General features: G+C 30.6%; 17 protein-coding genes. 6 read left to right on the forward strand and 11 right to left on the reverse strand.

Features of this window, described 5'->3' with window-relative positions; translation table 11 throughout:
* Positions 1-398: 398 nt before the first annotated feature.
* From ACSHW5_RS00005 to ACSHW5_RS00030, 6 genes are all read right to left on the reverse strand, one after another.
* On the reverse strand, positions 399-866 hold the full coding sequence (locus tag ACSHW5_RS00005; protein WP_435674043.1) for a type II secretion system protein GspG: 468 nt from the start codon (positions 864-866) through the stop codon (positions 399-401).
* A 269-nt stretch (positions 867-1,135) separates the two neighbouring features.
* Positions 1,136-1,702 (reverse strand): phosphatase PAP2 family protein, encoded by a 567-nt coding sequence (locus tag ACSHW5_RS00010; RefSeq protein WP_435674044.1) that lies wholly within the window; start codon positions 1,700-1,702, stop codon positions 1,136-1,138.
* Position 1,703: 1 nt separating this feature from the next.
* On the reverse strand, positions 1,704-2,861 hold the full coding sequence (locus tag ACSHW5_RS00015; protein ID WP_435674045.1) for a peptidylprolyl isomerase: 1,158 nt from the start codon (positions 2,859-2,861) through the stop codon (positions 1,704-1,706).
* 9 nt (positions 2,862-2,870) lie between these two features.
* On the reverse strand, positions 2,871-3,575 hold the full coding sequence (locus ACSHW5_RS00020; RefSeq protein WP_435674046.1) for an FKBP-type peptidyl-prolyl cis-trans isomerase: 705 nt from the start codon (positions 3,573-3,575) through the stop codon (positions 2,871-2,873).
* 17 nt (positions 3,576-3,592) lie between these two features.
* Positions 3,593-4,123 carry a gliding motility-associated peptidyl-prolyl isomerase GldI gene (gldI, locus tag ACSHW5_RS00025; RefSeq protein WP_435674047.1) on the reverse strand — a complete coding sequence of 177 codons (531 nt, stop codon included), beginning with the start codon at positions 4,121-4,123 and terminating at the stop codon, positions 3,593-3,595.
* Complete coding sequence (locus tag ACSHW5_RS00030; RefSeq protein WP_435674048.1) at positions 4,113-5,141, reverse strand: DHH family phosphoesterase; 1,029 nt, start codon at positions 5,139-5,141, stop codon at positions 4,113-4,115. The genes gldI and ACSHW5_RS00030 overlap by 11 nt, the downstream gene beginning before the upstream one ends.
* 120 nt (positions 5,142-5,261) lie before the next feature.
* Between ACSHW5_RS00030 and ACSHW5_RS00035 the strand changes: the two genes are divergently transcribed.
* The 5 genes from ACSHW5_RS00035 (at position 5,262) to ACSHW5_RS00055 (ending at position 8,745) form a co-directional block, all read left to right on the forward strand.
* Positions 5,262-5,678, forward strand: a complete 417-nt coding sequence (locus ACSHW5_RS00035) for a nucleoside-diphosphate kinase (RefSeq protein ID WP_435674049.1) — start codon at positions 5,262-5,264, stop codon at positions 5,676-5,678.
* Between the two features lie 87 nt (positions 5,679-5,765).
* Positions 5,766-7,160 carry a tRNA uridine-5-carboxymethylaminomethyl(34) synthesis GTPase MnmE gene (mnmE, locus tag ACSHW5_RS00040; RefSeq protein WP_435674050.1) on the forward strand — a complete coding sequence of 465 codons (1,395 nt, stop codon included), beginning with the start codon at positions 5,766-5,768 and terminating at the stop codon, positions 7,158-7,160.
* A 106-nt stretch (positions 7,161-7,266) separates the two neighbouring features.
* A complete protein-coding gene (locus ACSHW5_RS00045; protein ID WP_435674051.1) occupies positions 7,267-7,509 on the forward strand; it encodes a helix-turn-helix transcriptional regulator in 243 nt (80 codons plus the stop codon).
* Positions 7,481-7,798: a HipA N-terminal domain-containing protein gene (locus ACSHW5_RS00050; protein ID WP_435674052.1), complete on the forward strand. Its 318-nt coding sequence runs from the start codon at positions 7,481-7,483 to the stop codon at positions 7,796-7,798. The genes ACSHW5_RS00045 and ACSHW5_RS00050 overlap by 29 nt, the downstream gene beginning before the upstream one ends.
* The gene (locus ACSHW5_RS00055) at positions 7,795-8,745 is read left to right on the forward strand and encodes a HipA domain-containing protein (protein WP_435674053.1); all 951 of its coding nucleotides are present in this window, start codon (positions 7,795-7,797) and stop codon (positions 8,743-8,745) included. Before ACSHW5_RS00050 ends, ACSHW5_RS00055 begins: the two co-directional genes overlap by 4 nt.
* 49 nt (positions 8,746-8,794) lie before the next feature.
* Here ACSHW5_RS00055 and ACSHW5_RS00060 read toward each other — a convergent pair whose 3' ends face one another.
* Complete coding sequence (locus tag ACSHW5_RS00060) at positions 8,795-9,382, reverse strand: HNH endonuclease (protein ID WP_435674054.1); 588 nt, start codon at positions 9,380-9,382, stop codon at positions 8,795-8,797.
* A 1,181-nt stretch (positions 9,383-10,563) separates the two neighbouring features.
* Between ACSHW5_RS00060 and ACSHW5_RS00065 the strand changes: the two genes are divergently transcribed.
* Entirely contained in the window at positions 10,564-15,222 is a 4,659-nt protein-coding gene (locus tag ACSHW5_RS00065) for a LamG-like jellyroll fold domain-containing protein (RefSeq protein ID WP_435674055.1), read from the forward strand.
* Between the two features lie 216 nt (positions 15,223-15,438).
* On the opposite strand, the gene ACSHW5_RS00070 is transcribed toward ACSHW5_RS00065, so the two are convergent.
* The 4 genes from ACSHW5_RS00070 to ACSHW5_RS00085 all read right to left on the reverse strand — a co-directional run bounded on the left by ACSHW5_RS00070 (position 15,439) and on the right by ACSHW5_RS00085 (position 22,158).
* Positions 15,439-16,860: a 7TM diverse intracellular signaling domain-containing protein gene (locus ACSHW5_RS00070; RefSeq protein WP_435674056.1), complete on the reverse strand. Its 1,422-nt coding sequence runs from the start codon at positions 16,858-16,860 to the stop codon at positions 15,439-15,441.
* 134 nt (positions 16,861-16,994) lie between these two features.
* Positions 16,995-19,529: a DEAD/DEAH box helicase gene (locus ACSHW5_RS00075; RefSeq protein WP_435674273.1), complete on the reverse strand. Its 2,535-nt coding sequence runs from the start codon at positions 19,527-19,529 to the stop codon at positions 16,995-16,997.
* A 308-nt stretch (positions 19,530-19,837) separates the two neighbouring features.
* A complete protein-coding gene (locus ACSHW5_RS00080) occupies positions 19,838-21,085 on the reverse strand; it encodes an aminotransferase class I/II-fold pyridoxal phosphate-dependent enzyme (RefSeq protein ID WP_435674057.1) in 1,248 nt (415 codons plus the stop codon).
* A gap of 74 nt (positions 21,086-21,159) precedes the next feature.
* Positions 21,160-22,158: a PLP-dependent cysteine synthase family protein gene (locus tag ACSHW5_RS00085; protein ID WP_435674058.1), complete on the reverse strand. Its 999-nt coding sequence runs from the start codon at positions 22,156-22,158 to the stop codon at positions 21,160-21,162.
* Positions 22,159-22,241: the final 83 nt, after the last annotated feature.

The raw sequence follows: 22,241 nt of genomic DNA on the forward strand, positions 1-22,241 counted from the left end.
GATTTATTTACAAATAACTCTTTGTTTTTCACGCGGATAACGCAGATTTACGCGGATGCTTTTGATATTAAAATATAATTGTTATTTTTATAAACTGATTCTTGTGGATTTCTTTACAAATAACTCTTTGTTTTTCACGCGGATAACGCAGATTTACGCGGATGCTTTTGATATTAAAATATAGGTGTTATTTTTATAAACTGATTCTTATTGAAAAAAATCTAAAAAGGTTTCATGTTAATCGGTTTTATATATGATTAGTTCCATGTTCATAAAAACCAATTTCGCCACATAATATTTGTGTATTGATATTTGTAATAAAGTACATCATTTCATACGTCAAGTAAACAGATAATGCTATTGAATTCGGCTTAAAACTACATTAATTTAGTTTTCTTTTAGTTAGATTTAATATCATCTTCAGTTCCAAATTTTCCATCAGATCCAGCGGAAGTGATTAAAAACACATTTCCATTTTCTATAATCTTAAATTCATATTCTCGATTCCAAGCGTCTTTTTTCCACGCTTGTCTTAAAGGACTATTTCCGATTAATTCATTTAGTTCCGTTGGATATTTTCCTGAATTTTTATTCCAAATTTCCATTCTGTCACTCATCTCCGATATTTCTATTTTCGTTTTTTTAGGAAATATAGATTTTCTTTGATACGTAAAAAACAGAATAGCACTTAAATTACCAATCACTAAAACAGCAATAAACATTAATGCACTTGGTTGTATAAAATATTTTTGAATCGGTCTTTTTTTTCCGTCTTCTTTTTCCTTTTTGGTTATTCGTTTTTGATGTTTATAATCTTCACGAATGAGTCCGAATTCTGCTAAAGTCGAAAGTATGAATTCTATCATTTGGTTTATTTCTATTTACAAATAACTCTTTGTTTTTCCCGCGGATAACGCAAATTTACGCGGATGCTTTTGATATTAAATTATAGGTGTTATTTTTATAAACTGATTCTTGTGGATTTATTTACAAATAACTCTTTGTTTTTCACGCGGATAACGCAAATTTACGCGGATGCTTTTGATATTAAAATATAGCATGATATTTATAAACTGATTCTTGTTGAAAAAAAATCTAAAAACAATGAATATTTAACTGAGTATTAGAAAAAAAATTAAGCAGTCTTAAAAACTTTCTTCTCTACTTTCTTAAAAAAGAAATAATAAATATTTGCCAACGTAACGCCAACAATCATTCCTACAATAATATCTATAGGAAAATGAACTCCTAAATACAATCTACTGTAAGCAAAAATTAATGGCCAAAACAATACAAAATAAATGTATTTGTATCTATCTTTTAAAAGTAACACAACAAAAACAGAAAAGAATGTGGATGTTGTTGCATGACCAGATGTAAAGCTAAAACTCTGCGGATTTATTAAAGTTCTTAGTAAATGTTTAATTTCTGGATCATTATTTGGCCGCAATCGTGCTACAGAATTTTTTATCAAATTTGTAAACTGATCTGAAAAAGCCACCAGTAAAATCATAGATAAAATCATAAAGCCACCTTGTTTCCATCCGAAGGCTTTAATTACCAAATAAAAAATAAAAATAAACAAAGGACTCCAATAAATTTGATTGGTAATTACCAACCATAAAGGATCCCATTGTTCGCTACCCAAACTGTTTAAAAAAACTAGGAGTTGCTTATCTTTTAAAAGAATAGTGTCTAACAAATTAATCTTCTATTTTTAAAATTTCTACTTCAAAAACTAAGTCTGCTTTTGCAGGAAAAGGTCCAAATTTAGCTTCTCCATAACCAATATAATATGGAATAAACAAACGAGCTCTTTCTCCTTCTTTCATGGTTAAAACCCCCTCTTTAAAACCAGCTATCATTGGTCTTTGTGCATTATTTAATTGAAAAGTAAAAGGTTTTGCTCCATTTTCAAATGTAGATTGAATTAGTTTTCCATTGGCTAGATACAACTTATAATTAGCCGTTATTGGCTTATGAGCTACCACTTTTTTACCCTTGGTATTTTTAATCCTTAAAATTCGCAAACCAGAAGCTGTTTTTTCTGCTTTCCCTTCATCCATTTTTAATAAAAATTCCTTTTTATCTTTTAAATAGGCTTCATATCTAGCTTTGTCTGCAGCTATACTTGCTGCTTCTCTTTCTTCTACAGTTTGATGAAATTTTGTAAATTCTGCATCAAAAGTAGCACCTGCCTTATAATTTTTAGCCTCGTTGCCAAATCTTAGAATTTTAACAGCAATAATCGTATCGTTTTTAACAATAGAATTGGCTACTACCATTCTTGTAGAATCTATAGATTTTAATAATTGTATAGAATCTTTATGTGTCTTTTTTAATTGTTCTAAGAGAATTGGACTTATAATAGTTTTTCCAAAAACAGAATGTTTTCCGTCTAAATGAGGAATGGGTTTATGGGCAATAAAAAACTGGCTTCCATTAGAATCTGGACCAGAATTTGCCATTGAAAAAACACCTGCATCATCATGTTTAAATAATAACTGTCCATCTTCATTTTTAGGAAACTCATCACCAAACTTATATCCAGGACCTCCTGTTCCGGTTTCTGTAAGATCTCCTCCCTGAATTATAAAATTAGGAACAACTCTATGAAAACGATTCCCATCAAAATACGGTTTTCCTTTTAAGGAATCTGTTACTTTGTTATTTGTTCCCTCGGCTAAAGAAACAAAGTTTGCCACTGTCATAGGAACAGCATCTACATATAATTCTAAAAGAATATTGCCTTTATTAGTTTGTATTTCTGCATACACCCCATCTTTTAAAACATTTTGTTTAGACGTTTTACATGCACTAATTGACAACAACAGAATAAATATATAGATGCTATTTCTCATTTAAAAAAATTATTTTTTTACTTCTAATAATTCAACTTCAAAAATTAAAGCCATGTTCCCTTTAATAACTCCTCCTGGTCTTGGGTTTGCACCATAAGCTAATTCTTGTGGAATAAAGAATTTATATTTTGCACCAGTTTTCATTAATTGTAAACCTTCTGTCCAACCTTTTATAACCTGCGATACTCCAAATTCTGCAGGAGTTCCTCTATCTACGGAGCTATCAAAAACGGTTCCGTCTATTAAAGTTCCGTGGTAATGTACTTTTACCTTATCTTCTGGTGTTGGCTTGTCTCCATTACCTTCTTCTAAAACAATATATTGCAAACCACTTTCTGTAGTTTTAACACCTTCTTTGCTTTTATTAGCTTCTAAAAAATCTACACCTTCTTTTAAATAAACTGCAGCTTTAGCCAAGTCTTCTTTTTGTTGAATTTCTTGCTTTTTCTTAAAATAATTTTGAATTATTGATTGAATATCTTTATCTTCAATTAAAACATTTGCAGAATCTAATCCGTTTCTAAAACCTTGTGCAAATAAATCTTTATTTACCTCGCCAAAACTTGGTTTCATTTGCTTAGACAAATTTAATCCAACAGCATAACTTACAGAATCTAATTCTGATGATAAAGATTTAACATCTCCCTTTTGATTTCCACAAGAAACCATTGTTGCTATAACGGCAACTGTACCCAAACTTTTTAAAATTCTCATTTTTGTTATTTATTTATTTATTTAATACTAATTAATGTTACTGTACTTATTATTGATTGATTTAGTCCTATTTTATTACCATCACCTGCAATACCAAAAGCATTATAAGAAGGAATTACAAAAGTAATTGTTTCTCCAATTTTCATCAACTTTATACCAACTTGCAGCGCAGGAATAAAATCTTCTTTATCAATTTTATACTTTTTAACACCCAAAGCTGCTTTTGAATACAGTATGGTCTCTTTTAAATTTTTAATATTATAGGTAATTTCTACTTCGTTTCCAGCAATAGGTGTTGCGTTATCTTCCTCTATTTTAGTATTGTATGTGTACCAAAATCCGTGAGGCGAAACGTTGTATGTATTTAAAGTATCCTTTTTAATAAACCTACTAATTTTTGCATCTTCAACTTTATTTAACGCCTTAGATTCTTCTACAATTTCTTTAAAAAGTGTGGTAGAAGGTTTTGGATTAATCGGTTTTCTTGGTTCATTTTTAGAGCAAGCAAAACAGCATAAAATCATAAAAAAATAAGCACTAATCTTCATACGATTCTTCTAATTCTTGTTTATATGTTGGCAATAACGTTGTAAATTTAGTTACTGTTTCTGCCATTGATAGTAAAGACTTTCCTCCTGCGGCATTGTCATGACCACCACCTTCAAAATGTTTTCTTGAAAACTGATTCACAGAAAATTTCCCTTTAGATCTAAATGATATTTTAATAAGGTTTTGTTCATTATCCTCTATAAAAATGGCAGCGAAAATAATACCTTTTAATGAAAGCGCATAATTTACAACGCCTTCTGTATCACCTTTTTTAAAATCGAATCGTTTTTTTTCTTCCGTAGTTAAGGTAATATATGCTGTTTTATAGCTTGGTAAAATCTGTAAATTACTCAAAGCTGTTCCTAATAATAATAGTCTATTATAAGAATTAGCATCATAAACATTGTTATGAATTTTATCGTTTTTAGCGCCTTTATCTATTAATTCTGCAATAATTCTATGCGTAGTACTTGTAGTAGAACGAAATCTAAAAGACCCAGTATCTGTCATAATACCTGTATACAAACAAGTTGCAATATCCGCATCAATTAAAACTAAATCCTTGTTCATTTCTATAAATTGATACACCATTTGACAGGTAGAACAAATAGTTACATCAGAATACATATAGGTTACATCATCTGGTTGTTGATGATGATCTATCAAGGCAAAATCATTCGGATATTTTTCTAAGGTATTTTGCATGTCATGCCCTACTCTATGCAAGGTATTAAAATCTAACAAAAAGATAATTTCTGATGCATTAATTGCTTTTTGCGATTGAGAATTCTGCCAATCGAAACGATAGGTTGTATCAGAACCTGGCAACCAATGTAAAAACTCTGGATACTCATTTGGCACCACCACAGTTGCGTTGTGTCCTTTTTTATCTAAATAATGTTTTAAAGCTAGCGTAGCACCCATAGCGTCTCCATCGGGATTTCTATGCCCAATAACTACAATATTTCTTGGTTTTTCAAGAAAGCTTTTTAATGCTGTAAATCCTTTTAAAATCATAATGGGCGAAGATACAATTTTAAAAAAAAAATTACGTAATTTTGCGCCGATTTTATAAAATGATTAACGCTATACGTATCGTTAATTATTTTGAACCTAAATATTAAAAAAACAAATACAATGGGTACTAGAACATTTACAATGATTAAACCAGATGGCGTTGAAAACGGACATACAGGTGCAATTTTAGAGAAAATTAACGCTGCAGGTTTTAGAATTGTTGCTTTAAAGAAAACTCAAATGACAAAAGCAGATGCTGAAACTTTTTATGCTGTGCATAATGAGCGTCCGTTTTTTGGAGAATTAGTAACTTTTATGACAAGAGGGCCAATAATTGCTGCCATCTTAGAAAAAGAAAATGCGGTTGATGATTTTAGAACCTTAATTGGCGCTACAAATCCTGCTGATGCTGCTGAAGGAACTATTAGAAAACTGTATGCAACTTCTTTGGGAGAAAATGCTGTACATGGTTCAGATTCTGATGAAAATGCAACTATTGAAGGAAATTTTCATTTTTCTGGAAGAGAGCAGTTTTAGTAACAAACAAATACTATAAACATTTACAAGGGACTTACTCCTAATTTTAAAGGAGCATAAGTCCCTTGTTTTCTTTATTTTTGTAGCATGATGCAACAAGATACAATTATCGCTTTAGCTACACCCTCTGGTGTTGGCGCAATTTCTGTTATTAGGCTTTCCGGAGAAAATGCCATTACTATTGTTGATGCTTTCTTTACATCTATTAAAAAAGGCAAAACACTAAAAAATCAGAAAACACATACCATTCATTTGGGGCATATTGTGCATCAAAACACTATTATTGATGAAGTATTAGTGTCGGTTTTTAAAAACCCCAATTCATACACAGGAGAAAATGTAGTAGAAATTTCTTGTCACGGTTCTAGCTTTATTCAGCAAGAAATTATTCAGTTATTTTTACAAAATGGTTGTAGAATGGCAGATAACGGAGAGTTTACCATGCGTGCTTTTCTAAACGGAAAAATGGATTTATCTCAGGCAGAAGCGGTTGCCGATGTTATTGCTTCTAATTCGGCTGCAAGTCATCAAATGGCAATACAGCAAATGCGCGGCGGAATTACAAATGAGCTAAAAGAACTACGTGCTCAATTATTAGATTTTGCTGCTTTAATTGAATTAGAATTAGATTTTTCTGGTGAAGATGTTGAGTTTGCCGATAGAACAAAATTTAAAGAATTGGTTGCAAAAATTACCTTTGTTCTAAAACGTTTAATTGATAGTTTTTCATTTGGAAATGCCATGAAAAACGGAATTCCGGTTGCTATTATTGGCGAACCAAATGTTGGAAAATCTACCTTACTAAATACACTTTTAAACGAAGAAAAAGCCATTGTTTCTGATATTGCTGGTACCACAAGAGATGCTATTGAAGACGAATTAATTATTGATGGTGTTGCTTTTAGATTTATTGATACAGCAGGAATTAGAGATACTAAAGATGTTGTAGAAAGTATCGGAATTAAAAAAACGTATGAAAAAGCAGAAAATGCCCAGTTGATTATTTTCTTGATAGATTCTAATAAATATGCCTATTCTAGAGAAGAATTTTTAGCTGAAATTGAAACCATAAAAACCCGTTTTCCTACCAAACGTTTGTTAGTGATTGCAAATAAAATTGATACTTTATCTTGTCATGATTCGGCTATTTTACAATCTGAAATTGAGAATTTAATTTTACTTTCTGCCAAAAATAAAACTGGTATTGAAGAACTAAAAAACGAATTGACTTCTTTAGTTAATATTGGTGCTTTAAGTAATAATGAAACCATTGTTACAAATTCCCGTCATTTTGAAGCTTTAAACAATGCTTTAATTGCTATTTCTTCTGTGCAAGAAGGTATCGACTTAGAAATTTCTACAGATTTATTTTCTATAGACATTCGAGAATGTTTGCGCCATCTTGGTAATATTACCGGCGAATACGATGTTGACAAAGACATACTTGGACATATTTTTGGGAATTTTTGTATCGGGAAGTAATAAAATTACACCTTAAAAGGTATAAAAAACACACAAAAACATAATATACACCCTTAAAGGTATAATATTAATATATTTTATTATATTGTACCCATAAAGGTATATTATGAATAACTGGGATAGAGAGAACCCTATTGCCCAATTTGTAAGGGATAGGCGTAAAAAAGCAAAACTAACACAGGTAGAGTTATCAGACTTTACGGGAGTTGGATTGCGTTTTGTACGTGAACTTGAACAAGGAAAACCAAATCTAATGTCAGATAAAGTAAATCAAGTACTTTTATTTTTCGGATATACATTAACTCCAACACCTATAAGCGATGAGACAAGGCGAAATATGGGTAAATAATAGACTAGCAGGTATTTTAACTGAAGGTGACAATGATTATAATTTTGAGTATGAAAAAACATACTTAGAAGACAAAAACGCTGTACCAATTAGCGTAACACTACCATTACAAAAAGAACTTTTTAAATCTGAACAATTATTTCCTTTCTTTGATGGTTTAATTCCTGAAGGTTGGTTATTAGACATTGCACACAAAAACTGGAAAATAAACCCAAGGGATAGGATGGGATTATTATTAACTACATGCAGAGATTGTATTGGTAATATTAACATTATAGAAAAAGTATGAAGTATTGCTTAGCCTGTCATAAAGAACTAAATAAAGGTGATAATAAATATCACCAAAATTGCCTTGCAGATTTTTGGCAAGAAGACACACCTGTATTAGAACTAGATTTTGAATTATCTCAAATAGAAGATTTAGCAAAAGAAAACGTAGCACAACGTATTATTGTTACAGGTGTACAACCCAAATTATCATTAGGATTTACAGAAGAAAACGCTCAAAATAGACTAACTATTGTAGGAGCATTAAACGGAAGATATATTTTAAAACCACCGTTTCAATTATATCCACAAATGCCAGAGATTGAGGCGTTGTCTATGCTACTCACACAATCTTGTGGTATAGCAACAGTACCTTTTTTATTAATTCCTTTAAAAGATGGATCATTAGCTTATTTAACCAAACGTATAGATCGTAATTCTAATGGCGAAAAATATCCAATGGAAGATGCCTGTCAATTTACAGAACGCCTAACAGAACATAAATATCGTGGTTCTTATGAGCAAACAGCAAAAGGAATTTTTAGATACACTCAAAACACTTTACTGGAAACCGTAAAGTTTTATCAGCAAGTGATTGTATCTTTCCTAATTGGAAATAATGATATGCATCTAAAGAACTTTTCAATAATAGCAAACGATCATAAAAATTATTCATTGGCTCCTGCTTATGATATGGTCGCAGTAAAATTATTGATTCCAGAAGATCAAGAAGAATTGGCTTTAAATCTTAATGGAAAAAAACGAAAACTAAATCGTGAAGATTTTAACGAAGCCATGTTAAAAGCTCACATACCAGAAAAAGCAATTGAAAACCTTTGGAAACGAATTGAAAAAGGAATGAAAAATTGGGGAGTGTTAATTGACAATAGTTTTTTAACAGAAGAAAATAAAAGTATGTTAAGTACATTAATAAAAAAAAGAGCTCAACAAATAGATCTTAATATTTAAAGGAACTTTATTATTCAATTAAATAAAAGGCAGGAAAACAAAATAAATTTTAAATTTTGTAAATTTCTTTATTATGCCATTCTAATGATTTTGGAGAAGGATACCAATTATAATTTTCTGGAAGAATAATTTGCTTTCCTTCAAATTGTGAAATTGAATATGTAGTATCATTTTCGATAACAATTGGAGAAACTCTTACGATATAATCTTGATTAATTGTAATAAGTCCCCTATCAAAAGCTCTGTGTAAATTTGGAGATAATGATAAACCATTTGGTATTGTATCATCATTTGAAACACTAAAAGGAATAATATGACAAGCGTCAACCATTTGTATATTAACAAATGTCTCTATTTTCATTTCAGAAATGCAACAAGAATAATTATATATTTTAGGAATAGTCCTTTTAAATAAACCACTTCTTATGAATATTTCCTCTTCATATTCATCATCATTAAGTTTTGATTTTAAGCCAATAATTAAATTTTGATAATCTTCTCTTTCTTCTTTTAAAATTTGATTTTCTATTTTATTCTCTCTACTATCATAAGTTTCATTATAAAAATTGGCTCTACTATTTTTAAAATACTCATCAAGTAGAATTTCGATAAATAACGATGAATTATTTTTATACATTAAAGTAGTATATAACTCTTTGTCTATCTCTGCAAAAGCTACTGTTTCATTAAGACTATTAAAGCTTTTAATACTTTTCGAACTTGTTAATTCAAGTGATTTTCCATTTTTTGAAACTAAAACCCAAAAGGGTTCGCTTCTCAAATGAAAAAAAGGAAGATAAAATTTTGGAAAATGATTTGTTTCGACCAGTTTATCCCAGTTATTTTTAAATGCTAAAACAAGTTCTGTTGTTATATAAATTCTATTAGATGTTATTCAACCTTTCTTAATGAGTTCAATAATTGATAACAATAATATAGGCTTGTGAGGAGCTTTGCCTAGACTTTTATTATATCCTCTTTTTAATTTTCTTAAATAATTAATGTATGTATTATTAGTTTTTTCAATCATAAAACATTTTTAATTAAGCAATTTTATTTCTGTAATTATGTAACTAAATTAAGCTTTTAATTATTTTGTCTTGTTCTATTTGAAGATTTTTATTAATTACAGTTTGTATTTCAAATCTACGAGTTTTCCTTAATTTAACAGAAAAAACATATTATAAATAAACACTTCAAAAATAATTGTACATTTATCTACTAAACAACAGCTAAAAGAAAAGAAATGTGTACAGCTTTAGCACACAAAAACTACTAAAATACCAATAGAATAAACAAATATTACATTTTGTATCGGGAAGTAACGAGGGCTAACAAAGGAAAACATAAGACTATAAAGAGCTAATAAACAGCGTTTTTATTAAAAGTAATTTCGTTTTCTTTCCTTTCAAAACACTTTATTGGTAGTTTTGGTACTTCTAAAGTACAGCTACATACTTTTATTTTTCACAGATCTACACCTAACTATTACACTATGTTTAATTCGAAAACTAACTCGATTAATTCTTACAAACCTATTGCAATAAAACACTTATCTAATTGTCCAGTATTTTATTACAAGTCCTTATAAAAAATTTTACCTAGTTTTAGACAGATTAATAGCCTAAAATTAATTTTATAGATACCTTATGTAAATACAATTATAGGTATAAAACGCTCTAAATTGATTGACGTTATAAGAAAACCTATACTAAAGTATAGTCGTTTTACTAAAAAAGCACAAAATCTTAAACTTAAGTTTAATGATGCTCTCTTAAAGGTTTCATAAAATTGCAATACAACAAAAAATCTATTTTTATGAAACTCAAAAAACAACTATTCTTTATTTATAGTTTTATGATATCGGTTTTGTCTTTTGGACAAAATACATTTAACTCTTTTAACAACCAAAGTGTATGCAGTGGCACCACATTAAACTACAATGTAAAAACTTCTGCCACAGCAATAATTCAATTTAACAAAGCAAACAAACATTATGTAGAATTAAACTCATTATCAGACGATTTAGCTGGTACCAACCGTTCTATTTTTATGTGGGTAAAATCACCAGTAAATGTAGCTAGTAGTTCTCAAATGCTATTTTCTATAAATTCGGCTAGTGGTGGTAATGTTTGTTTATTACAGATAGCTACTAACGAATATTTAGAAGTTTATGATGGAGCAAATGCAAAAGATTCTGGCATAGATATAGGAGATGATGCGTGGCATTATGTTGGGTACACATATAATGACACAACAAACGACACTAAAATATATGTAGATGGCGTATTGGTAAAAGAATTTACAAACGAACAAACTATGGCAGCGGATGCTCAAATTTCTTTAGGACAAGAGTTTGATGGTGGTAGTACAGGAAACTTCTTTGACGGACAAATGACAGAAATTTCTGTTTGGAATGAAGTTTTAGATGCAACTGACATAGCTACTGCAATGCAAAGTAAAATTATAGCAAGCCATAGTAAGTATGCCAATTTGGTTGGGTATTATAATGGTTTTGGAGCAACAGCACAAGACACAGCTATTCTAGAAGATAAATCTGGCAAAGGAAACAATGGTAATGCAATGGCATTTACATTAGATTATAGTGTAACTGCAGACATATCTAATTACAACGCTACAGATTGGTACACATCGCAAGAATGGTATAAAAACGGAACTTTACAAACCACAGCAACCACTTTTTCTACCCCAGCAGCTACAGATAATTTTGAGCTAAAAGTGTTGAGAGATAACATAACTGCTTCAGATACCTGGACAACAACAATTGTTGCTATTTCTGAAACAATAGACGATGTGTCTGATACCAATATTTGTTCTAACAATCAAATTACCTATAACGCCACTACACATAAAGTGGCGCCTTTTACTTTTTCTAAAGCAGACCAACGTTCTGTAAACTTAAAGGTGCTACAAGACGATTTATCAGCATCAGATCGTTCTGTATTTATGTGGATAAAATCAGCTACAGATGTAGTGAGTGAAGCACAAATGTTGTTCTCTATTAATTCTAACACTGGAGGTAATGTTTCAAATTTACAAATTGGTACAGATGAACATTTAGAATTGTTTGATGGTAGTTCAACACACGATTCTGGTATAGATTTAGGCGATAACGCTTGGCATTATGTGGGTTATACTTATGATGATTCTGAAAACGAAGCAAAAGTATATGTTGATGGTGCTTTGGTAAAAACCATAAGTAATAACCAAGATGCGGCAGATACAGATGTGTATTCTTTAGGACAAGAATTTGATGCAGGCTTAAACAAAGGGAACTTTTATAATGGATTAATGACAGAAGTTTCTATATGGAAATCTGTTTTAAGTGAAAGTGATATTGAGGCTGCTATGAAAGCTAAAATAGAAAATACACACGCACAATATGCTAATTTAGTAGCCTACTATAGTTTTCCAGATTGTGGTCAAGACACAGCAGTACTAAAAGACTGGTCTGGTAATGCTAACGATGGTACAGTAATAGGCACAGTTATTAACACTGCTATTTTTGATGAAATCACAGATTTTAATGCAGAAGCTTGGTATACCAAGTCGTGGCAAAAAAATGATGTAGAATTCAATACAGCTAGCAGTGTGAATATAACACCAAGTTTAGGAACAGATACTTATAAGGTAGTATTCTCAAGAGATTATATTACAAGTACAGACACTTGGGATATAACAAATAATGAAATTACTATAGTTACACAACCAATAGATGTAACAGTAGCTCCAAACACTAATGCAACCTTTACAAGTGATGGCGGAACAGGAGTAACTTACCAATGGTTTAATACAGAACTAGGTTCTGCTGTAAATAAAACCACAGCAGATGGTCTAGGGAGTAATAATTGTTATGGTGTTTTAGAATCTAATGGTATTATTTACGTTGCAAATGAAGGTGGTTTATCAATCTCAACAGATGGTGGTGTAACTTTTACAAACAGAACAACTGCAGATGGTTTAGGAAATAACTCTACGAGAAAGGTTTATGAATCTAACGGAACACTATATGTCGCAACCGCTAGTGGTTTATCAATCTCAACAGATAGTGGTACAACGTTTACAAACAAAACAAATGCAGATGGTTTAGGAACTAGCTCCACTTTAGATGTTTATGAATCTAATGGCACAATATATGTCGCAACTTTTGGTGGCTTATCTATTTCAACAAATGGTGGGATAAGTTTTATTAATAAAACAACTGCAGATGGTTTAGGAAATAATACTTGTAATAGTGTTTATGAATCTAATGGTACATTGTACGTTGGAACTAGTGGTGGATTATCTATATCAACAGATGGTGGTAATACATATACAAATAATAGTAGTCTAGGTAATTGTAAAGGTGTTTACACGTCTAATGGTACTTTATATGTAGCATCTTTAGGTGGTTTGTTTATTTCAACAAATGGAGGAAGTAGTTTTGAACACAAAACAGAAACCGATGGATTAAGTATAACTTATTGCAATGATGTTTACGAGTCTAGTGGTACTATTTATGTTGCAAATGATGCAGGAATAGATATCTCAACAGATGGAGGAACAAGTTTTACAAATATTATGACAGCTAATGGTTTTAGTGAAGACACCTATGGTGTTTTAGAATCTAATGGTACTGTTTATGGAGCATCAACACAATTAGGTTTATCTATAATAACCTCAAAATCTATTTTAAATGGTGAAACAAATGCAAACTTAACTTTAAACAACGTACAATTAAGCGATGATGGTAATGAGTATTTTGTAGAAATAAGCAATGCAAGTTGTACTACAGTAAGTGATATAGCAACTTTAACGGTAAGCACTGTAGTTTTAAAAAATTGGACAGGAACTACAGATACCAGTTGGGCAACTAACTCTAACTGGGATACTAATACAACACCTACAGCAACAGACAATGTTATCATACCAAATGTTATGAACAAGCCTGTAATTGGTGCTTCTACAACTGCTTTAAGCAAAAACTTAACTATAGAAACATCATCAACCTTAACATTAGCAGGTGGTGGTGCTTTAACTGTCAGTGGTAATTTCTCCACTGCAGATGCAAATGCTCTGGTTGCTAATTCTGGTAGCTCTGTAATAGTTACAGGTACAGCAACAGGAGACGTTTTATATAAAAGAAATTTACCTTCAACCAATTGGTACTTAATAGCATCTCCTGTAAACGGAGAAAGTGTAAAAGATTTCTTAACTGCTCATACTTTTGTGTATGGAGCAGGAACAACGCCTAGTAGAAATACAAGTTTTGCACAATATAAAAATGATGGTTCTGCTTGGAATTATTACCTAGATGGAAATTTTGATGGATTAAATGGAGATGACACCACAGATATGATGGCACAAGGACAAGGTTTTACAACCAAATTTGCAGCTTCTGGTGACGCCTCTTTTTCAGGAACTATAAATACAGCAAGTATTAATAACCGCACAATAACGCAGGCAACCAGTAATTTTAATGCTGTTGGAAATCCGTTTACGGCATATTTAAATTTAGGAGATTTCTTTACGGATAACCCAGTTCCAAGTATTTTATCAGAATCATCAGCTTGGTTTTGGGATGGTAGTGCTTACCAAACTAAAACAGCTAATATAGATGGTACTTTTGAAATTGCTCCAGCACAAGGGTTTTTTGTAAGTGCAGGTGCAGCATCTGTTAACACAACTTTTGATATTGCAGATATTTCACATAAAAGTACAGATGTGTTTTTAAGAAGTTCAGATACAAGACCACAGATAAAACTATTTATATCTGATGGTACAAACTCTAGATATTCACGATTGTTCTATATAGATAATACAACTACAGGTTTTGACAATGGTTATGATGGAACTTTGTTTGGAGGTACAACAGAGTCTTTTTCTCTTTACACCAATTTGGTTACTGATAGTCAAGGACAAAAATTAGCTGTACAAGTCTTGCCTCCAAACAATTACGAAAATATGATTATTCCTATTGGTGTAAACGCTGCTAGTGGTCTTGAAATTAAATTTACAACAGAATCTCTTAACTTACCAACAGGAATTAAAGTATTTATTGAAGACAAAAAAACCAATACGTTTATTCAAATTGATGAAGTAAACACAAACTATACAGTTCATTTATCAGAAGATCTAAATGATATTGGTAGATTCTATTTGCACACCACTTCTAGCACCCTAAATATTAATACTGATTTATTAGAAAATGTTAGCATCTACAAATCAGATAAATCAACTTTAAGAATCGTTGGTTTAACAGAAGGAAAGACGCAAATTAAAATATTCTCAGTTTTAGGAAAAGAAGTATTAAAAACAAACTTCCAATCTTCAGGAAATGTAAAAGACATTGCATTATCCAAAATAGCTCCTGGTATTTATATTGTTGATTTAAAAACAGCAACAGGTAAATTTGCACAAAAAATTATAATAGAAAAAGTGAGAATTTTTAAAAGAAACACAATGAAAAATAGATAAAAGAAAATCCTCGTAAAGATGCAATTAAGAAAATAGGAAACTATTGTAAATATGTAGCTTAAACTGCTTTAAGGCCTATCTAATTGTAAAACCACAAAAAATACAAGCAGCCTCACCAGAAGCACCTAGAGCAGACTTTTTCTAATTGGTAAAACAAAAATCAATTGTAAAAAGAGTTTCAACAAATTGTTGAAACTCTTTTTTATTAACCAATATTTAATTGTTGTAAGAAGCAAAAATAGCAGCCAATTGACTTCTATTTTTAACATTCGTTTTGTTGTATAATTTAGAACAATGGTACTTAATTGTGGCTTCTGTTAAATGAAGTCTAATAGCAATTTCTTTATTTCCTTTACCCTCTACAATATAATTTAGAACTTCTATTTCTCTTAATGTTAAATTAAATTCTCTACTAAAATTATCTGTTTTTTGCTGGATATTAATTTCTGTATCTTTATTCTTTTCTATAAGTTGCTCTTTATGAGATTCTAATTCTTGTTCTATATTTTCCTTTTCTACATATAGAGATTTATGTCTATAGGAAATTGCATAAAGAAAAATGAGCATTTCAATTACACTTCCTATTTTAAAAGCTGTAGGAGTAAATCCTATATCTTTCATTCCAAACTCTGATGGTAAAACATAAACTATATTAGAAGTAATAATCACAAAAAAACCTATAAATAAAAAACGAGCAAATACCATTTTTTTTAAAAAACGTATAGATACAAACCAATATGTTAATAAGCCAATTAGGTTAAATAATTCACCTAAAGAATACCAAGAAAGGCTATTGGTTAATAAATAAATTAAAAACGAAATTGTATTTAATAAAATTATAACAGCTCCAAACCATTTTAGTTTAGGTATATGTTTATTTAACTGTAAAGCTTCACTAGTAAAAAGCAAAAAACTAACTAGCAAAAAAGTATGTAAAAAGACATCAATAAATAAAATCCAAGTTGCATTACCGAACAAAAAATATATTAAACCATCTAATTCAAATAAAATTAGTGAGATACTGAAGGCTAATAATAAATAATATAAGAAAAAACGTTCTTTAGTCTGTATGTAAAAAAACAGGTTTATTAATATTACTAATAATGCAAAACCATAATAAAAACCATATATAACTAAATTGGATTTATTAAAGTTGTTAAGGCTTTGTGTATTTTCTATTGTAATTGGAAAATAAATACTCTTTCCAAAAGATACCTCAAATAAAAAACTACTATTCTCTATAACATTAAAAGGAATTTCTATATCTTTTTTTCCATTTTTTTGAAACTCATACAGTTTATTATATCCAGAATTACTATCCTGGTAGACAACAATTTTATTAATAGAAACTGTATTTATTAAAAAGAAATAATCTTCTAGGTCTTTTTCTGATTCTATAAGCTTTAGTTTAAACCAAAATTTTTCTTCTTGCTCTCCTGGAAAAATTTTATTCCCGTAAAAAGAAAATTCTTTTTTTTGAACTGTTTCTAGAGTTTCGTTTTTGGATGTATCTTGATAATATTCTAAATAAGATGTAACTTTTTTTATTTTTAATAGTGAGTCAAGCTCAAGTTGATTTTGAGAAAATAAAACAAGATTACAAAAAAGGAAAAAGATTATTATTATTTTTATACGCATACTTATTTGAGAACAAAGGTTGGATACAAATATATATCAAAAAAAAAAACTTTATTAAATTGCTATTTAAATGAATTAGTATTAAAAATCAATAAATAAGAAAACTATTTAAAGATGCTTAAAGCAACATAGAACTAACTAATATTTGACCAAATTTTAGAATTTTTAGACAGTGTTACATACGTTTTTTTAATATTTTTATTTTCTTCATCAGACAAATTAGAATCCTCTTGTAACACAGCAATTGCCGTATTTCTTGCGGCCACCAAAATTTTGGTATCTTTTACAACATCAGCAATTCGTAAATTTAAAACACCACTTTGCTGCGTTCCCATTAAGTTTCCTGGACCACGCAATTTTAAATCTACTTCAGCAATTTTAAAACCGTCGGTAGTTTCTACCATGGTTTTTAAGCGTGTTTTTGCCTCGGCAGAAAGTTTAAAACTAGACAATAAAATACAATAACTTTGGTCTGCACCTCTCCCAACTCTACCTCTTAATTGGTGTAATTGAGAAAGTCCGAAACGTTCAGAACTCTCTATAATCATCACACTTGCATTGGGTACATTTACCCCAACTTCAATCACTGTTGTGGCCACCATAATTTGCGTTTCTTGATTTACAAAACGCTGCATTTCATACTCTTTATCGGCAGGTTTCATTTTACCATGTACAATACTAATTTGATATTTTGGCGTAGGAAATTCTCTTGAAATACTTTCAAAACCATCCATTAAATCTTTATAATCCATGGTTTCAGATTCCTGAATTAACGGATACACAACATATACTTGTCTACCTTTGGCTATTTCATCTTTCATAAATTTAAAAACCGACAAACGGTTGCTATCAAATCTATGCACCGTTTTTACTTCTTTTCTTCCCGGAGGTAATTCATCAATTACAGAAATATCTAAATCACCATAGACAGACATGGCCAAGGTTCTTGGTATTGGGGTTGCCGTCATTACCAAAATATGTGGCGGCAAAGCTGTTTCTTCAACATTTTCAGAAGGCAGTATTTCTAATTCCTGTAAAATGGTTGTTGTTACTTGTATTTTATTTCTTAAAACCGCTTCATTTGTAAAGCGGAGTACTTTAAACCCTAATTCTTCAAGAATTTTAGTCCTTAATGCACTCGCTTCTATCTGTTCTGCATTCTTCTCATCATCTACATCTATTTCAACAATTAAACGTTTGGCAATACAAATAAAATCTACTGTAAAAGCATCTACAATATGCAGTTTTCTAAATTTATTAGAACCGCTCTTACTTCTCAAAAACTCCCAAATAACTTGTTCCGCTTGAATTGTTTGTAGCCTTCTTTCTTTTTGAAACCTCTTCATCAATTTAAAAACATCTACATTTTCGGTTTCATACCGTTTACGAATTTCTGCTCCTTTCCCTTTTGGTAAATTTAATGAAGGACTATTTTTTGCCCATAATTTTGCTCTTTGCGCCACTCCAAATCGATGTTGCTCATCTATAATTGCAATGCCTAGTTTTTTAAATTTTACCTTATCTTCTATTAAAGCATGCGTACCTATAAGAATATGTAATGTTCCGTTTTCTAAATTTTTATGAATCTCTCTACGCTTTTTTGTTCTTACAGAACCTGTTAAAAGATCAACATTAATGTCCATATCTTTTAAAAGATCTGAAACAGCAATATAATGTTGATTGGCCAAAATTTCTGTGGGCGCCATAATAGTAGCTTGAAATCCATTATCAATAGCCAAGAGCATAGATAATAACCCCACAATTGTTTTTCCAGAACCAACATCACCTTGTAATAAACGGTTCATGTGTGCTCCAGAGGCTACATCTTTTCTTATTTCTCTGAGTACTCTTTTTTGAGCATTTGTTAAATTGAAAGGTAAATAATCTGTATAAAAAGTATTAAAATTCTCGCCAACGTTTTCAAAATCAAAACCTTTTATTTTAGTTTTGTTGATGAGTTTCTTACGCAATAATTGCAGTTGAATAAAAAATAATTCTTCAAATTTTAATCGGTATTCTGCCTTGGCTAAATTTTCTTGACTTTTTGGAAAATGAACATTTAATAAAGCGGTTCTTTTTGGCATCAATTTAAAATCACCTATAATTTTTTCTGACAAACTTTCTTCAATTCCATCAAACACTTGTTCTAAAACAAACTGTACATAAGAACCCATTATTTTATTAGTAACCCCTGCATTGGTAAGCTTTTCTGTAGATGGATACACAGGTTGCATAGTAGATTGTAACTTCTTTTTGTATGCTGTAACCAACTCCATCTCTGGATGTGGAATGCTAAAATTTCCATTATAATGGTTTAATTTACCGTAAACCACATAAGGCTCATTAATTTTAATGGCATCTTTTATCCATTTTTGACCTTTAAACCAAACCAGTTCCATAATGCCTGTAGCATCTTGAAAAGTAGCTACTAACCTACTTCCTCTTTTTTGTGCTACAGATTTTAACCGTGTAATTTTCCCTACTATTTGAACTTCCGAAGAATTAGGCTGCAACTCTCTTATGGTATAAAAAGCGGTTTTATCTATATATCTAAAAGGAAAAAAATGAAGGATATCATTACACGTTTTAATCCCCAATTCTTGGGATAAAAGCATGGCTCTTTGGGAAGTTACCCCTTTAATATATGTTACTGGATTATTTAAATTCACTTTTAACGTATCTACAGAACGAAAATACGTTTTTTCAATCAAAAATAAATGGTTTTTGAAATCTACTATTTTGTAAAAAGAGTACTAGAAACATTTTACTTGTTATCTATATTCTTATACCTCTAAAACTAAAAATACCACTTGAAATTTAGGAATTCACAAACAGTAAACGAGGTTATAAAAGAATCTAAAATAACTGTTCTGAAAATAATTTTTAATCATAAAATTTCAATTATAAAAAAACCTATTGTGTACAAAAAAACCAAGCAAATGCCTGGTTTTTATATTTTAAAATTAGCTAAGAAAAATTACACCATTGCTGCTGCAATTTTTTTATAAGTACCATTTTCTAGCAATTCTCTTATCGCAGAAAAAGCCGTAATAGTTTCGTCAATATCATCTTGATTATGAGTAGCTGTAGGAATTAAACGTAAAATTATTAATCCTTTAGGAATTACCGGATATACTACAATAGAACAAAAAATTTGATGATTTTCTCTTAAATCATTTACCATAGCCATAGCTTCTGGAATTTCACCTTTAAGATACACCGGTGTTATACAGGTTTGTGTAGTTCCTAAATCGAAACCAGCATTGCGCAAACCAGACTGTAAGTTTCTGGTATTTTCCCATAACTTCTCTTTTAATTCTGGCATTGTACGTATCATATCTAAACGTTTTAATGCTCCTTTTACCATAGCCATTGGCAATGATTTTGCAAACATTTGAGAACGCATATTGTATTGTAAATACTGAATAATATCTTTATTTGCTGCAAAAAAGGCACCAATTCCTGCCATAGATTTTGCAAAAGTAGCAAAATAAACATCTATTTCATCTTGTACACCTTGCTCAAAACCTGTTCCTTTCCCATGTTCTCCAAGAGTTCCAAAACCGTGAGCATCATCTACTAACAATCTAAAATTATATTCTTTTTTAAAGGAAACAATTTCTTTTAAACGCCCTTGTTCTCCACGCATACCAAAAACTCCTTCAGAAATTACTAAAATTCCTCCGCCAGTTTTTTCTGCCATTCTTTTGGCACGTTTAATGTTTTTCTCAAAACTTTCCATGTCATTGTGTTTATACACAAAACGTTTTCCGGCATGCAAACGTACTCCATCTATAATACAAGCATGTGTATCCATATCATACACAATAATGTCATTTTTAGTTACCAAAGCATCAATAGCAGAAACCATACCTTGATACCCAAAATTAACCAAATATGCTGCTTCTTTATCTACAAACTCTGCACATTCACGTTCTAATTGTTCATGGTAAGGCGTGTGTCCAGACATCATTCTAGCGCCCATTGGGTAAGCCATTCCATGTTCTGTGGCAGCTGCTCCATCGGCTTTTAAAACTTCTGGGTGATTTGCCAATCCTAAGTAATCATTTATACTCCAAGTAACTACTTTTTTACCATTAAAGGACATTCTATTAGAGATTGGACCTTCTAACTTAGGAAAAACATAATACCCTTCTGCTTGTTCTGCCCATTTTCCTAAAGGACCCTTGTCCTTAATAATTCTATCAAATAAATCTGTCGTCATTTTGTTTTTGTTTATGCAAGGCTGCAAAGTTAACTAAATATAATAGGTATTCAAAGATTGTATAAAATTGAATGTTACTCAAAGAATCCCTGGGATTTCATCCATTTATCATTATAAATTTTATTCATATAACGAGATCCATGGTCAGGAAAAATAAGCACCACTACACTTTCATCAGAAAACATATCTAATGCGGCATATTGTCTTGTTGCTTGTAGTACTGCGCCACTTGTATACCCTGGAAAAATACCTTCGGTTTTTACTATTTCTCTAGCCGCAAAAGCAGCATCTTTATCTGTTACTTTCTCATAAATATCTATTACATCAAAATCTGTGGCTGTAGGAATTAAATTTTTTCCCAAACCTTCAATTTTATATGGTTTTATTTCATTCTGATCTAATTCACCTGTTTCGTGGTATCTTTTTAAAACAGAACCAACAGCATCAACTCCTAAAATTTTAATATTCGGATTTTGTTCTTTTAAATACTTCCCTGTTCCAGAAATTGTACCTCCTGTACCACTTGCCACTACTAAATGTGTAATTTTACCATCTGTTTGTTTCCATATTTCTGGTCCAGTTGTTTTATAATGTGCTTCTATATTAAGCTCATTAAAATACTGGTTAATATAAACAGAATTTTTGGTTTTTCTGTGAATTGTTTTTGCTACTTCATAATAAGATCTAGGATCATCTGGAGCAACGTTGGCAGGGCAAATATGTACTTCTGCTCCCATAGATTTTAGCAAATCTATTTTATCTTGTGATGATTTATCACTCACCGCCAAAATACATTTATACCCTTTTACAATACTAATCATTGCCAAACTAAAACCGGTATTACCAGAAGTAGTTTCTACAATTGTAGCACCTTTTTTTAGGATTCCTTTTTTTTCAGCATCATTAACAATGTGCAACGCAATTCTGTCTTTTGCTGAATGGCCAGGATTAAAAGCTTCTATTTTTGCAAAATAAGAGCCTTTTAAGCTTTTTGTAACTTTATGAAGTCGAATTAGTGGAGTTTCTCCCACTAAATCCAATATTGAATTCGTAATTCCTTGATTTCTAGTCATTCTATCTACTTTAAAAAGAAAACCTCTTTACATTGAAGGACGCAATATTCTTTTTATTTATCGTTAGATTGCCTCATTACTTA

The sequence above is a fragment of the Polaribacter sp. genome (genome assembly GCF_051251875.1).
Taxonomy (GTDB): domain Bacteria; phylum Bacteroidota; class Bacteroidia; order Flavobacteriales; family Flavobacteriaceae; genus Polaribacter.

Bases quoted from the DNA above. Each gene is read 5' to 3' on its own strand.
- ACSHW5_RS00060 (WP_435674054.1), bottom strand. From the start codon at position 9,382: ATGTATAAAAATAATTCATCGTTATTTATCGAAATTCTACTTGATGAG.
- ACSHW5_RS00050 (WP_435674052.1), top strand. From the start codon at position 7,481: ATGAGACAAGGCGAAATATGGGTAAATAATAGACTAGCAGGTATTTTA.
- ACSHW5_RS00030 (WP_435674048.1), bottom strand. From the start codon at position 5,141: ATGATTTTAAAAGGATTTACAGCATTAAAAAGCTTTCTTGAAAAACCA.
- ACSHW5_RS00020 (WP_435674046.1), bottom strand. From the start codon at position 3,575: ATGAGAATTTTAAAAAGTTTGGGTACAGTTGCCGTTATAGCAACAATG.
- ACSHW5_RS00005 (WP_435674043.1), bottom strand. From the start codon at position 866: ATGATAGAATTCATACTTTCGACTTTAGCAGAATTCGGACTCATTCGT.
- gldI (WP_435674047.1), bottom strand. From the start codon at position 4,123: ATGAAGATTAGTGCTTATTTTTTTATGATTTTATGCTGTTTTGCTTGC.
- ACSHW5_RS00055 (WP_435674053.1), top strand. From the start codon at position 7,795: ATGAAGTATTGCTTAGCCTGTCATAAAGAACTAAATAAAGGTGATAAT.
- ACSHW5_RS00045 (WP_435674051.1), top strand. From the start codon at position 7,267: ATGAATAACTGGGATAGAGAGAACCCTATTGCCCAATTTGTAAGGGAT.
- ACSHW5_RS00065 (WP_435674055.1), top strand. From the start codon at position 10,564: ATGAAACTCAAAAAACAACTATTCTTTATTTATAGTTTTATGATATCG.
- ACSHW5_RS00085 (WP_435674058.1), bottom strand. From the start codon at position 22,158: ATGACTAGAAATCAAGGAATTACGAATTCAATATTGGATTTAGTGGGA.
- ACSHW5_RS00070 (WP_435674056.1), bottom strand. From the start codon at position 16,860: ATGCGTATAAAAATAATAATAATCTTTTTCCTTTTTTGTAATCTTGTT.
- ACSHW5_RS00015 (WP_435674045.1), bottom strand. From the start codon at position 2,861: ATGAGAAATAGCATCTATATATTTATTCTGTTGTTGTCAATTAGTGCA.
- ACSHW5_RS00080 (WP_435674057.1), bottom strand. From the start codon at position 21,085: ATGACGACAGATTTATTTGATAGAATTATTAAGGACAAGGGTCCTTTA.
- ACSHW5_RS00035 (WP_435674049.1), top strand. From the start codon at position 5,262: ATGGGTACTAGAACATTTACAATGATTAAACCAGATGGCGTTGAAAAC.
- mnmE (WP_435674050.1), top strand. From the start codon at position 5,766: ATGATGCAACAAGATACAATTATCGCTTTAGCTACACCCTCTGGTGTT.